The sequence below is a fragment of the uncultured Campylobacter sp. genome (assembly GCF_937997535.1).
Classification (GTDB): Bacteria; Campylobacterota; Campylobacteria; order Campylobacterales; family Campylobacteraceae; genus Campylobacter_B.
This window is the reverse complement of the sequence record NZ_CALKTT010000058.1, coordinates 1-15,075: the sequence shown is the minus strand read 5'-3', so window position 1 is coordinate 15,075 and position 15,075 is coordinate 1. Positions and strand designations below refer to the sequence as shown.

Annotated in this window: 8 protein-coding genes; 5 read left to right on the top strand and 3 right to left on the bottom strand. The window is 39.2% G+C overall.

Going from position 1 to position 15,075, the window contains the following annotated elements; translation table 11 throughout:
* The coding region (locus Q0117_RS05520) for an ankyrin repeat domain-containing protein (RefSeq protein ID WP_297923555.1) at positions 1-691 on the bottom strand (691 nt) is incomplete at its 3' end.
* Positions 692-1,111: 420 nt separating this feature from the next.
* Here Q0117_RS05520 and Q0117_RS05515 point away from each other — a divergent pair.
* From Q0117_RS05515 to Q0117_RS05500, 4 genes are all read left to right on the top strand, one after another.
* Positions 1,112-3,475 carry a type I secretion system permease/ATPase gene (locus Q0117_RS05515; RefSeq protein ID WP_297923553.1) on the top strand — a complete coding sequence of 788 codons (2,364 nt, stop codon included), beginning with the start codon at positions 1,112-1,114 and terminating at the stop codon, positions 3,473-3,475.
* A gap of 175 nt (positions 3,476-3,650) precedes the next feature.
* Complete coding sequence (locus Q0117_RS05510; protein WP_297923552.1) at positions 3,651-3,887, top strand: hypothetical protein; 237 nt, start codon at positions 3,651-3,653, stop codon at positions 3,885-3,887.
* Positions 3,888-3,890: 3 nt separating this feature from the next.
* Positions 3,891-4,172 carry a type II toxin-antitoxin system RelE/ParE family toxin gene (locus Q0117_RS05505; RefSeq protein WP_297923550.1) on the top strand — a complete coding sequence of 94 codons (282 nt, stop codon included), beginning with the start codon at positions 3,891-3,893 and terminating at the stop codon, positions 4,170-4,172.
* Between the two features lie 56 nt (positions 4,173-4,228).
* On the top strand, positions 4,229-5,530 hold the full coding sequence (locus Q0117_RS05500; protein ID WP_297923548.1) for an HlyD family type I secretion periplasmic adaptor subunit: 1,302 nt from the start codon (positions 4,229-4,231) through the stop codon (positions 5,528-5,530).
* A 495-nt stretch (positions 5,531-6,025) separates the two neighbouring features.
* Here Q0117_RS05500 and Q0117_RS05495 read toward each other — a convergent pair whose 3' ends face one another.
* The gene (locus tag Q0117_RS05495) at positions 6,026-11,989 is read right to left on the bottom strand and encodes a calcium-binding protein (protein ID WP_297923546.1); all 5,964 of its coding nucleotides are present in this window, start codon (positions 11,987-11,989) and stop codon (positions 6,026-6,028) included.
* 96 nt (positions 11,990-12,085) lie between these two features.
* A complete protein-coding gene (locus Q0117_RS05490; RefSeq protein ID WP_297923544.1) occupies positions 12,086-12,814 on the bottom strand; it encodes a hypothetical protein in 729 nt (242 codons plus the stop codon).
* 2,005 nt (positions 12,815-14,819) lie between these two features.
* On the opposite strand from Q0117_RS05490, the gene Q0117_RS05485 reads away from it, so the two are divergent.
* Positions 14,820-15,075, top strand: a 256-nt coding sequence (locus Q0117_RS05485) for a hypothetical protein (protein WP_297923542.1), incomplete at its 3' end; no start/stop codon positions are given.

The window sequence follows — 15,075 nt, the reverse complement described above, 5'->3', positions numbered from 1 at the left end:
CGTTTTTTCTTGATATTGTTTTTACTCCGTCGCCGTTTAAATCGATCACAATAGGCGTAGCGTTTTCGTCAAAGCTTACAGAATCTATCCAGTTTTCGACATCCATAATGCCGTAGGTTTCCTGCACGATCTCTACTTCGTCAAACTTAACTCCGCTATCTAGCAAAAGCTTGACCGACTTAGTGGCGTTATTTTCCATAGCGTATGCCATAGGGGATAGCTCGTAATTATCTTTCTTATGAAGATCGGCTCCCATCTCTATCAGCTTTTTTGCGGTTTTTTCATCATCGTAAAAGCTAGCATACATCAAAGGGGTAACGCCGAAATGAAGAGGGGTATCTACGCTTATATTATTATCCTGCATAAATTTTAAAATTTTATCCGTATCTTTTGATTTTAAGCTCCTGCGCAAAAGTTCCATCGTGGGATTATCTCTGACCTCCTCTTCGTCTATATCCCAATATCTATAGCCAACTGCGTTTATCTCCTTTTGCGTTACGTATTTGGCTAGCTCGGAGTTAGGATCTACTTTGGTATTTGCAGTGACGGTATAGTGAGAGGAGGTTGATTTAAATCTGCCGGTCTGAACTTTGAGCGCCAAGGCAAAAAGACCTATAAAAACAACTATATAAAATATACCTTTAAAGATGTTTTTTATGATTTTAAGCAAGGTCTTCAAAAAGGTCTTCAAATTTGATCCTTTAGCCTTAAAACACTAGCCTGCAAAGAGCTTTAGCTTTTAAGCAAAACCTAAAGCGACAACTCGTTTTATTTCCCCGAAAGTGCCGCGATTATATAACGAGGAGGATTAAAGTATCTTTAAAATTTCATAGTTGTAGCAAAAATTTGTGACTAAACCGACTTTTTCGTCACTTGTATTGCTGCGTTTGCTTCTCCGAAGCTAATTTTGACCCGGATATTTTATCGGGTGCCTTCCAAAATTTTATAATCTATCCGGCAGCCTTTCGACAGTCATTCTTTTATACGGCGCCATTATTTAAACCTCATAATTCCCTCAATCCCTTAAATTTCTTTAAAATTCCCTCCGAATTTAAGCCCCGTTTCAAATAGACTTAATAGAATTCTTTCAAATTTCACTCAAAGGTATCTAATGCAAACCGCCCTGGGCTCGCTAGGTCTGATAGCCGCCGTAAATCATATCCCATTTGATGCCAAGGCGCTTATAAATAAATTTGCGCTAAGCAGCGAGGAGCCGCAGATCGAAGAGCTGGTGCGGATGGCTAAGCATTGCGAGTTTAAGGCTAAAATCAAAAAGCTAAATCTTTCAAATTTGATGCGCTATAAGCCGCCGTTTATACTTCAGAAAAAGGATGGAAGCTACTTTAACGTCCTAAAGATCGAACAGCAAAGCAAAGCGGATTTTAAAGCGGCAAACGCTAGCAAGACGGCAGCCGATATAAATAGCGCAAATTCCAAAGATACGGCAGATTCCAAGGAGATATTGAGCTCTAACAGCGACACGACAAATTCTTTAAACTCATCTTCGTCCGCATCGTTCTCTTCCGGCGCGTCATCTTCATCCCACGCGGACTCATCCCATTCCTCCACCAAAGAGACTAAAGCCTTCCACTCATTCAAATCCCCTCAATCCAAATCCTCGCAAGAACAAGAAGTAGCCGTTAAATTTATCGTATTTGACGGTGGAAATTCCGTAAAAGAGTTTAATGCTAGCGAGCTATTTGATCTTTGCAGCGGCGAGTTTATAGTGCTAGCTCATAAAACTCTGAATTCTCAGATTAAATTTGGCTTTGCGTGGTTTTACAAGCGGATGCTAAGCTTTAAAAGAGTGGTATTTGAAGTGCTTTTGGCTTCATTTATAATGCAGCTTTTCGGCCTAGTGACGCCGCTTTTTACGCAGGTAGTACTCGATAAGGTTTTAACTCATCATAGCATTAGCACGCTAAACGTCATTGCATTTGCATTTTTGGCGACCATCATATTTGAGATGCTTTTAAGCCTAAGTAGAAATTATATATTCGCGCACACTACCACTAAAATTGACGCCAGATTAGGTAGCGAGCTTTTTAGCCATTTGGCTCTGCTTCCGATGACCTACTTTGAGAACCGCAAGGTCGGAAACATCGTAGCTAGAGTGCGCGAGCTAGATAGCATAAGAGAGTTTATCGCAAATAAAAGCGTAAGCGTGCTACTTGATATTTTATTTAGCTTCGTATTCGTCTTTATGATGCTGCTTTACAGCGTGAAGCTTACGCTGATTGCAATCGCATTTATAAGCGTAATTGCTGCAATATATTTTTTTATCACGCCGGTACTTAGAAAGAGGCTGGAGGATAAATTTCAAATGGGAGCCGCTTCAAACTCCTATCTCGTAGAGGCGGTAACCGGTATGCAGACGGTGAAATCTCTAGCGATCGAGGGCAGTATGCAAAAGATGTGGGAGGAAAATCTAGGCAGATACGTCCGCTCATCTTTTAATCTTTCAAATTTAAGCAATGTCGCAAGCGGCTTTGCCTCCGCACTACAAAAGCTTATGACGCTTTGCATCTTATATTTCGGCGTGGGGCTCGTAATAGAAGGCAAGCTAAGCGTCGGTCAGCTCATCGCCTTTCAGATGTTTGCGGGGCAATTTAGCGCTCCTGTAATGAGGCTGGTAGGCCTTTGGAACGAGTTTCAACAAGCCCTTCTTAGCGTAGATAGGCTAGGAGATATATTAAATACTCCAACCGAGCAGAGCACCGATAAACCCATTGCGCTAAATAATATAGAAGGAGATATAAAATTTGACGCCGTAAATTTCAGATACAGGCCGGATCTAAATTTAGTGCTAAAAGATATCAGCTTTCACGTAGAGCCGGGCAAAAGCGTAGGCATAGTAGGCAGAAGCGGCAGCGGCAAAAGCACGATTACGAAGCTGATCGAGCGGCTCTATCTGCAAAGCTCGGGCGCCGTTTATATCGACGGCATAGATATCAGACATCTAAATCCCTATCTTTTGAGGCAGAACATCGGCGTGGTCCTTCAGGAAAACTATCTATTTAGTGGCAGTATCAAAGAAAACATCGCCTTTGCCGCAAGCGGAGCGAGTATGGAGGAGATCATCAGAGTTAGCAAGATCGCAGGCGCTCATGATTTTATCGCAGAGCTTGCAGGAGGTTACGATACCTTCGTAGGCGAGCGCGGCTCAAGCCTTAGCGGTGGACAGAAACAGCGCATCGCAATCGCTAGAGCACTAATAAATAATCCTAAAATTTTAATCTTTGATGAGGCGACCTCCGCGCTTGATTACGAAAGCGAAAGTATCATCAATAAAAATTTAAGCGAGATCAAAAAAGGAAAAACCTTTATCATCATCGCGCATAGGCTAAATTCCGTAAAGAATTGCGACGAAATTTTAGTGTTAGATAAGGGCGAGATCGTAGAACGCGGAAAGCACGAGGAGCTAATGGCTCTGGGCGGCTACTACAAGAGCTTATATGATAAGCAACTAGGATAGGCTTGGATGAGATGAGAGCTGCGAATGAATGTAGCGCTAATGAAAGATTCATCTTTAAATTTGAGTATGTTTTTCTTGAACCCATATTTTTAATGCGTTTGTTATACGCACAAAGCTTAAGAGCTTTATTATAAATTTATGGCATAATTCAATTAGATTTCCACAAGGATAAACTATGCTTGCATCGATAAATATTCAAACGTCAAACGCTAAAACGCTTAAAGCCATAGAGGATATAATCGCAAACGATCCTACCGCCGTTATAAGCTATAATGAGCCGAATTATTTAAGCCCGCAGGATGAAGCTAGACTTATGGAAATTTCGGATGCCGACGATAGGGGCGAGCTAAAATATCGCTCGCACGAGGAACTGTTAGAGCATTTAAATAAGCTTTTTAAAAAAATGGCCTAAGATATGAAGCTTGTCTACAGCGAAGAATTCCTTAACGATTTGGATAAAATTATTATGTTTATCGCACAAGATAGTCCCCAAAGGGCAGCTAAATTTGCGGATGATCTGATTGTTAAAATTTCAGACATTCCAAATCGCCCGTATAGTTTTAGAAAGAATCCCAAACTTAATCGTAAAGATACTAGGGATCTGGTTTTTAAAGGCTATATGGTGCCGTTTCGCGTAAGCAAAGACGCCATAAAAATATTAGCTATATTTAAACGTAATAGCCATGCTATGAAATAATTTATTGGATTAAAGTTACAAACGTATCCGGGATAAAGAATGAGTGGATCTAAACAATGCTAAAAATTTTCAAAAGAATAGAGGACGATTCAAACGAGTTTAAGCCTCTTTTAATCGAGATAGAGGATGCTCCGCAAAACCCTTTGGGAAGATCAATTTTATGGATCGCTTGCGGGGCTTTGATATTTGCCGTGCTGTGGATGGTATTTGCTAAAGTGGATATCGTAGTAAGCGCTAACGGCAAGGTCGTGCCCGACGGCGAGATTAAAATTTTAAAATCGCTCGAAAGCGGCGTCGTCTCTAAAATTTTAGTAAAAGAGGGTGATAGAGTAAAAAAGGGCGATCATCTAATCTTAATCGATCCTAGCGTCTCTACGGTAAATTTATCCACCAAGCAAGAGAGCCTAGCTCTACTTGAATACTCGATAAAAAGGCTCGACGCTCTAAGCTCGGGCAGGAGCTTAGATGCTAACATCAGCGCAGATGAACTGAGCTTATATAATACGCAAAAATCAAACTACGAAGAGAGCATAAATGTCTATAATCTAAAAATGCAAGCTTTGCAAATGGGGATAAATTCCACCAATTTAGAAGTCGAGAGGCTAAGCGGAATTTTAAAGATAGATGAAGCACGGTTAAGCAATCTAAACAAAGTAAAAGATATAATAGCGCGCAAGGATCTATATGAGCTCAAATCCAAGGTAATCGAGCTAAACTCCAATCTTAAAATTTCAAAAGAGAAGCTTGCCGAGCAAAGGGCGAATTTAGATGAGCTAGCTAAGGAGCTGGAAGCCTTTAAAAGCCAAAGTATATCCAAGTGGCTCGATGAGATGCTAGCCAAGCAGAAAGAAGCCAGCTCTCTAAAGGCGGAGATCAACGCGATTTTATTTCAAACCAGACAGCAGATCATCTCCTCTCCCGTTGACGGCTTTGTGGGGAAGCTACTTGTAAATACGCAAGGAACCGCCATAACCAATCAAGAAAATTTAATCTCTGTAGTGCCTAGCGATAAGCCTTTAATCATCAAAGCAAACGTTCTTAATAAAGACATAGGCTATCTGGAAAACAATCAAAGCGTAGCTATTAAGGTTCAGACCTTCGACTTTCAAAAATACGGCAAGCTAGAAGGTAAACTCATCCACATAGCAAACGATGCGATAAACGATGAGAAGCTGGGAGAGATCTACGAAGTAAAGATTAGACCGGATTCTACATTTTTGATCGTAGATGGGATCAAAAAGGAGATCGAGCCTGGTATGAGCGTAACTGCCGAAGTAAAAGTAGGCAAACGGCGCGTAATAGAGCTATTTATCTATCCCGTCATCAAATACCTGGACGAAGGACTTAGCGTAAGGTAGGGAAGGGGCAGGATGGCAAGTGAATATTTACCCTAATGGGTAAGTCTTTACTTGAATGCACTGCTTGTTTGAGTGACTGTCTATCCTGCCTGTACTAGCGCGACCTCACTTTAAATTTAGCGCAAGCAAGGACGTTCTCTTGATAAATTTTTAATGTAGTGCCGAAGCAGAGTGGATAGCTGCTGCCTCTATCTTGAGCTACTGTTTGTTCTAGCAAGTAAGCCTCTAGCCGAAAATGTGACTCAAACAACCGCTCTAGTCCGGGCGGTTAACTATCTTGCCTGGTTGGGCACGCCTCTTAAATAGCTTGCTTTCCATTCGAGCGTCCTGTTTATTCAAGCGGATAGCGGCAATCCAAGTTAATAAAAGAGACGTCTCTGCGAGGGGCGGAATTGTTACCGCCGGTAGCCTTTGCGAGCAACCGGCGGCGTTTTACGAGTAGTCGTTAGCAGAGCAATCTGCAGTATTGAGGGAGCGCACCGCTAGAGGGGACTATCAATTCCCCCAGCCGCTCGCAAACATCTGCATGATATCCGGATTATTTTTCATATCATCCATCGAGATATTGCTCATACCGTTATTTGAGGCGTAAGCGTTTAGATCCTCGATGATCTTATTGATTTTGCTAGCAGTGATATACTCTCCGCTAGCAAGCGCGATCTGCTCTATAGCACCGCCGCTGAATTGATTATTTATACGAACGGTATCGTTCACGCCGTATTTTAATACAAGATCGTTGGCGACCCTTTGGAAGGTAATATTTTCTTTACCGATCCCCTCTTTAAATTTAATAGTATCATTATCGCGGTAATCATAGATCGTATCCGCTCCATCGCCTCTACCGAATATATAAGTGTCGTTACCGTCATTACCCTCTAGATAATCATTGCCTGCTCCGCCTTCAATGATATCGTTGCCGTTACCGCCGTAAAGCTTGTCGTCGCCGTCACCGCCGTAGAGGATATCGTTACCTTCACCGCCGCCGAGAATGTCATTACCGGCTCCTCCGTAGAGAGTGTCGTTGCCGTTCTGTCCATGGAGGGTGTCGTTACCGGCTTGTCCGTAAAGGGTATCATTGCCGTCTTGTCCGTAAATGATATCGTTGCCGACTCCGCCGTAAATTTCATCATTAGCGTTTGCTCCATAGATAGTATCGTCGGCATTGGTTCCTTTAAAGGCAGTTTGGGTTTCGAATTCATGAAGAGATAGTTTCGTTCCGTCTGCAAATTCGAAATTCTCTATTGCACCGCCACTATAATATCTTTGATCCCAATAAACATTCTTTATCGTCAGCTTATCTTCGGTTCCTTTAATGGAAATTTCCAAGCTATTTTTATCGTCATCGGCCCTTTTTACGATTAGATCATTTAAAGAAACCCCCTCTTTAAATTTAATAGTATCATTATCGCGGTAATCATAGATCGTATCCGCTCCATCGCCTCTACCGAATATATAAGTGTCGTTACCGTCATTACCCTCTAGATAATCATTGCCTGCTCCGCCTTCAATGATATCGTTGCCGTTACCGCCGTAAAGCTTGTCGTCGCCGTCACCGCCGTAGAGGATATCGTTACCTTCACCGCCGCCGAGAATGTCATTACCGGCTCCTCCGTAGAGAGTGTCGTTGCCGTTCTGTCCATGGAGGGTGTCGTTACCGGCTTGTCCGTAAATTTCATCGTCTATATTGGTTCCGTTTATAACATCATCGCCATCGGTACCTCTTAGACTCAAAGCCCGTATCTCGCCTATGCCAATCGTTTCGCCGTTTGCGAATAGGAAATTTTCTATAAAATAGCTCGCATTATTCGCGTTGTATCGCAGCAAAATAGAATCCGTCTCGCTATTTTTAAATGAAATTCTTATATCATCGCCGGCACGGGTCACTACAATATCATCTTTGCTTATACCGACTCCGAATTTAATCGTATCAGATCCGCCACCATCCAGTATAGTATCGGCTCCATCGCCCGGATTGTAGATATACGTATCGTCGCCCGCGCCGCCTTCTAGATAATCATCGCCTTTGCCGCCCACCAAAACATCATCGCCGATACCCGCATAAACTTTATCGTTTCCGCCTCCGGCGTCTATATAGTCACTTTGCGAGGTTCCATTTATCGAATTTTCTGTATCGTCCCCCTTTAAGATTTTATCTGCTAAAACCTTATATATCGCAGGATTTTCTGCACCCAGAGCGGTTAAGTTTTTGCTTAACGCTAGGGTCAAATTTGGCTTATAAGCCGCAGCGGACTTGACTAGATTTTTTAAATTTACCATCTCTTCATATTTTTTATCGGCATAGAGTTCCTTCATCTTGTTTTTAAAGGCGCTAAAATCATAATCCAGCTTTTGCGTTTCGTTATTAAGCACCATATATTCGGTATCCAGTACGTTTTTATAGGTTATTTGAAGCTCAATCTGAGCGTATACGTAATCCTCAAACCTCTGATATAGCTCATGCAGGTAGCTTGATACTGTAGAATTTGGATGTCTTCCTTGACTTACGTGGACGAATTCCTCTCCGGTTAATGCTTCGTAGACATTTAGCTCCCTTGCATCGCTCATCGCGCCTCTGCCGCTAGTAGGATTGTTTTCAACTCCGGCCCATTTATAAATCAGAGATTTTATCGCGGCTTTTCTATCTTTAGGCGACAAACTTATATAATTTTGCAGTGCGGTTTTAAGAGCTGCGTTTAGGCTCATCGCAGAGTGCAGATCATACATATTACCCATTGCCGACACGTTAGGTAGGTTTAAAATTTCAGGAGTGATCTGCACATTAGGCGCCCTTGAGTCGCTTGGATCGACTTTGAAATTTACGTCAGCTATCTCCGCGGTTTTACCATCTTTAAAGGTAACTTTTGAAACCTCTTTTATTACGTTTTCCGCATTTTGTAAATTTTTATTTTCGTAGTTCAGATCGATAGATTTGATCTGTGAATCTTTTATATTGCTAAGTTCGTCTTTGCTTGAGATCGCATCGGAGTTTTTATCCTGCCATAAAAGAAGCTTACTCCAAATTTCATCCTTTTCATCGATCGTTCCATCTTTATTGGAATCATATTTTTTAAGCTCCTCAAAGCCGTTCATAGAAGATCCGTCTCCGAAAAGCTCGCTCGCGTTGTCTATTACTCCGTTGCCGTTTTTATCAAGTGCCAAAAACGCTTCGTTCTTACCTATCCAGCCGGTAGCTTCGGCAAAGCCGTTTAGATCGTGATCGAAATTTATGGCTCCGTTCATCTTTATGAGTTCTATGCCGTCTCCGCCAAGATCTACTACGAGCGGATCGTAATATTTAGGATCGTTAGGCTTTTTAGCTTTATCGTCGTCTTTGATTACGAATTTACCGGACTTTTCATTTACGTATACGGTTGCATTAGAGGATACATTGTATAAGCCTCCATAAAATTTAGAGTCCTCCTCCTCTATCTTATCATCCTTCCAAGTAGCGGCTACGAATTTTTGCCCAGATTCGGTTATTTTTATCTTTTTTCCGTTTGCATAAGCAGTTATGTATTCGCCTGTTTTCAATTCTCTGCTTAGAAATATGGTTCCCTCTATCTTTTCGGCGGCTTCCGCTACGGTGCTTCCTTTCGTGCTTATATAGATAGGAGTATCGTCATCGGTAATAGTTACGGAGCCTTGTTTTTTAACGGAAGCTGATATATTTGAGCTGGAGTCTATCTTCCAAGGCGATATTGTAGTTTTACGTTCTTTTTGGGAGTTTACAGTATAGTCCCCGTCGTATTTATACTCATAAGTTTTATTTTGATCTCCTGCTTTAAATTCTAGAGTATTGCCGTTTGGCATATATAGCTTAATAGTTTCGTTTTCTTTCAGTTCTCTTGATAGCGAAACATTCACTTTGGCTATTTGATTTTTTGTATCGCCTTCTTCTACGGTAACATCGTCTATGCTTATATCGATTTTATCTGTAAGTTTTATTTCTAGATCACCTCCATTGTTACGATATTTATCGTAGTCTTTTATAGTAATCTTCTCTCCGGTATTATCGTCCGTGACGCTTAAAGTATTTCCATTAAGGTTATAGGTAAAATTATCTCCTTTGTAAATTTTACTTCCGGCTTCCGTTTCGACTCCTCCGCTTAAATGATGGGTTCTATGAAAATAAATTTTTCCCTTTCCATCATCATCTTTTATTATATCATTTGTATTTACGCTATAGGTATCGTAGCCCTCTCCACCATATAGTTCATCAGCATCATCATCGTCTCCCGCATTTATAGTATCGTTTCCGCTACCGCTTCTTACGATATCTTTGCCTTTACCGGCATAGATAGTATTGTGTGAGTTTCCGCTTACCGTTATTTGATCTCTGTCTTTACCAGTATTTATGTAATTTAAATTGTCATTTTGGGATGTTAAATTTACTGTATTTTCTCCGTCGCCTAAATTTAATACATTCACACCGCCATTTACCGTGATAGTATCTTTGCCGGCTCCTGTAGATATATTATTTATGCTGGCAGAGGTGATATTTATGATATTATCTCCGTCCCCTAAATTTAGAGTATTTTGCTTACTTTGTTCTATGGTTACGACATCTTTACCTCTTCCGCCATAAATTTTATTGACCGAATTTTCCCTATTAATGGTTACGGTATTACTGGCGCCTTTTGCATAATCTTGATCCATGCCATTTATACTATCGCTATGGGTGTAGATATTATTTATCACTCCTTTTGCGCTTATGGTATCATTACCGGATCCGCCAAATATATTATTTATTCCGTTGCCGCCAAATATATGATCATCCCCCTCTTTGCCGACCAAAGTATTTGTATCGGTAGCTTTATCTTTAAATTCCTCAGAGTCCGCATACAAATAATCCGTTCCTCTTGAGCCTATTAAAGTATCACTACCGGAGTTTCCATACAAATAATTCGTAGTATTAGTATCGTCAAAATTGGCGGCAAGCTCATCTTGATCTTCTACAAAAATATAGTCTTTATTGGTATCGGCATAGATAGTATCATCTCCGCTGCTACCATACAGCCTATCGTTTCCTGCTCCTCCATAAAGAGTATTTGGTGATATGTCGCTACCATTGTCTTTACTCTTGTCCTTGCTTCTATTTCCGGCAAAGATTATATCGTCCCCCTTATCGCCGTATAGGGTATCGCTGCCGTCCCCGCCTATTAAAATATCGTCTTTATCGGTACCTGTTGCAGTATCAGCTCCACCGCCTAGAAGATATATAATTCCATTAGATAGTCTATCTTTGTGCGGATTAAGATTATTATTGAGCTTTTCTAAAAGCGGTAACTTTTGCGCCCTAGCTATTAATTCCTCTTGAGTAATGGCTAAGGATTGAGTTATATTTAAAATTTCAATTATTTCAAAAAATTTGCTTACACATAGTTTTAAAGCATCGTCTATTTTAACATTATGTTTCAAATCAACCGCAAGCTTGGTAACCGTATCTCTAATATTCCAGTTATCTAACTTATCACCATAAATGACATATTTGCCTTCTGCACTATAATTTATAACATTGGATTCATATATTTTTTCAAAATATTCAAAATATGCCTTTGCAAATTTATCCCACATATTTATCATTTTCGAACGGCTTAAATCTAAGCTCTTGCTTTCTATATTTTTTAATCTACCAAATTCCTTTGCAGTTATAGTAGCGCCGGTATTTCCTTCACCATAAAAATCATTTATAAAGTGAAGTTTAACTGTTTTACCAATATCGTTAGGGTCTGATATTTTTCTTAAAGTAGGGTTTATCATACTGGCTATAAGGCTATCACTTTTGAAATCGAAGTTATCATCCGCTAGCGTAAGTTTAAGATTTTCGATACGATTGGGAGTAATGGTTCCGTCGTCATTTATATCGAAAATATACTTTATACCATCTTCTTTTATTCTTGTATCAAATGAGAATTTAGATGAGCCAAACACAAAAGCAGCTTGAGCAAAATCTTCTACTTTATCTGGGTCTTGTTTATACATAGAAAAATCAAGGTTTGGCTTTTGAGCGCTTTCTTTAATTTGATCTTTTTTGAGATCTTTTTTTCCGCTGTAGCTATAGAATAATTCAACAAAATCTTTATGATCAAGGTTCAATTTGCCATTTTCAACTTTACTAGGGTTTTTAGCTATAAAATCTTTAAAATCTATTTTGTTGCCGAATTTATTTTTACATTCAAAAAATAAATTAAACATAGGTATAGTTGCGATGTTGATATGTTTCATAAACATATCGGCATTATAAATTTTAAAATATGTATTCATAAATTCGCTAACTTTAACATTGAGCTGAATAGATGTATTGTCGTATTTTCTGTTTGCATATTTTTCATCTACTATCTCGTCGTTCTTGGGTTTTTTATCGGCACTTTTGCCCCAGATATAATAACTCAAAACATCTAAAGCATAGTCGCCTTTTAGCGGTAAATCATATTCAACGATATTTTCATTCTCTTTCATGATATCCTCCTTCAGTATCTTAAGAATTCGTGTTCATGGATTTTGGCGGTTTTTCCGCAACTACTTTAAAACTATGCGATTGAATTTTTATCGCCCTTAATCTATCTTGCAATTTACATAATAATTATTTACTATTTGTCCAAATGTCTTTATATAGCCCTCGTAATTGTTATTATCTAAAATGTATCTTATATAGTTGTATACTTCTTCCTTAAAATTATTAACCCCATAACTGCCGTAGTGTAGAACCTTATTATGGTATTCTTCATAGTTATCGTAAGAGCCGTAAAATGAAATTTTTCTATATTCTATACAACTTCTCTTATTGATAAAACTATCCTTTGCGTAGATATCCACAAGGTCCTCGTCAGCGCTTAGAACCGCGAAAGCTTGTCTAATGGGTATATCCACATATTGTTCTGTTGGTTTACCATTCTCCCATTCACCCCCTTTAACGATGTCGTTCGTAGCCTCTTTTATGGTGTAATATTTCTTTAAAGCTTCGAAAGGCTCTAGCCTCTCAACCGAAACGTTTTCTATCAGTCCACCGCCCTCAAAATACTGATGTTTCGATATAATCGCGGTTTTATTTACGTCATTTTCGACCACTAATTTTAAGGTTCGCATTATCTCATCCGTAGTTGGGTTTTCTTCTATGATATAAAATTTAGGAGGCAATCCGCCTCTATCATCGCGCCGAACTCTATCAAGAAAGGTAGTGTCTAAGTATTTTTTTAAAATTGCATCGTCGCTAAAAGGAAATTTCATAACGAAAACGATTGAAAGCAGAGCCAGCAGCGATAAAATGTATTTATGCTTTTTCAAATTTATCCCCTTAAAATTTTGCTCGCGACTATACCCAATGAGCGCTTAATAAAATATAAATGTTTACAAGATGCGAAATTGCCGTAGTTTCGGTATGGATTTTTACTAGGAAGTCTGCTCTAAATTTTAAAATTTCACTTCACAGCGCAGCAAAATACAAAGCCTAAAGCCGAATGCAAGACGCGATGTAAAATAGGTAGCTATTCAAAGGCTAACAAACACCAAAACAGTTACCCAGCAAATATGAAATAAACAAATAATATAGGAATGTCAAAGAGCGATGAAAAGACCAAATAGTGAATAAAAGGATAAAGTAGACATTCTAAAAGCTTTTTACACTCATAGCACTAAAAGCAAGCATTGAAGCTTAAGAGTTGCAGCGATTAGAACGTTAGGGTGTTAAGGCACTTAAATGTTATTTCAAAGTAGAGCTTAAGTGTGGCACTTGAAGCAGCCGTAGCTTTTTAAGTAGCAACTCAATACATCAAGCACCTAAAATATTAATAAAGGTTAATGATGATAGAAGTATTAATGAAGGTAAGTAAATCGGGTATATACTGAAAATAGTAGACATAAGTATAACAAGCAAATTAAGTATAGTAAGCATAATAGCAACTAAACCAAGCATGGCAAGCATCGCAAGAATAATCAAGGAGCAAAGAATATCCGCATAATCCGCTTGATTGCAAATATATCGGAGGGCAGTAAAAACATTAAAAGAATAAGTGAACCAAGCAAATAAAGCATAGTAAGAATATAAAGAAACACGAGATGTATGCTGCTCAAAGTGGATAAAGCGTTGAGTTAAACACTCAATGCTCAATATAGGGAAGTATTAGACAGAAGTATTCGACAATTATAAGAAACTAAGAAGCCGGGGTTAAACAACATGGCAAAAACATTATAAATATCAAGCAGAATTTAAATAAAGCGGCATAAATTTAAGCAAGAAACATATAGGCAAATCCCACAAAGATCCATTTAAAATAACCGAGGATATACGCAAAAATCATCGCATTACGAATACCAGTGTAATACCCCGATGACAATATAAGCAAAATACTACCGCTGGCAGTTGCTACATTATACATATCGAAGCAGCTATAGCCAACTGGACTAAGATCAAAAGACGCAGTACTAAGTATCAAAAGATTCCAAACTGGACTAAGATTAAAAACATTATAAGGTGGCATAAATTCTAATAAACGGCAAATAAATAACGATGATTCTTTAACGACGGCAATACTCAAATATACAAACTAGCCCCAAACGATTAAGCACTACCCAACAACATTACCCAATAGCGCAACCCGTTAAAAAGCCATACCCGAATTTAAAATCGCTTCAAAAAGCAGAGGAGGTTTTTAAGGATAAGGATGTAAAGCACTCCACGTCATAGCATTAAAAGAAGCCATAAAGCATTGCAATCATAAAGAACAACATCTTTTGGGCTTATAGCTTTTGTAGTTATGATGACTAAAAAAATACGTATATGTATTTTAAATTTACGTGTAGCTGTAATATACAAAAAATATAGTCGAAAAAAGAGAACCCTTATAAAGCACTAAAACGTCTCAAATACGTCAAACAAGGTAAAACACGACGGAAAGACACACTATAAATATCCGTCAAGAGCCTATCGCCTCTTGACGGATAGCCCCATTCTATCGGTGTTTATAGCTTGTGCGTGGCACGCTTCATGGCGTAAAATGAAACGCATGGAACGGTAAATGAAACGACTTTTTCGGAGTTTGCTACATTCGATCCGCTGCCCCATTACGCTCTTGCAGCCTCTCTTTCGCGATCTCGCCTAAATACTCTTTCTTTAAGCGTTTTAGAATTTAATATGCGCCGATCGTTTTATAGACTAAGATATATACTCTGAAGCGCTCACTTAAATCTTGCGATTTTTAAGGCAGAACTTAAAATTTCATCCGCCGTTTTATAAAATTTTAATCCCCTTTCGTATAAAATGCATTAAAATTTCATTTATAAAGAGCTCCATTTGGATAAATTTAAAATAGCTTTCGCCGTTTTTGCTTTGATCTTGGGTGCGGATGCACTAAACGCAGCGGATAAATTTAATTCCGCTTCACAGCAATCTCTCTCCGATAGAGCGAACATACAAAGATCCGCCTCCTATAAAACGTCCGCACAAAAATCTACTCAAAACCAAGCAGCCGCGCCAAACACTCAGAGTGCTTTGGAAAAATATCTCTCCACTCCCGAGACTGGCCCCAAACAAGATAGCTCGCAAAGCG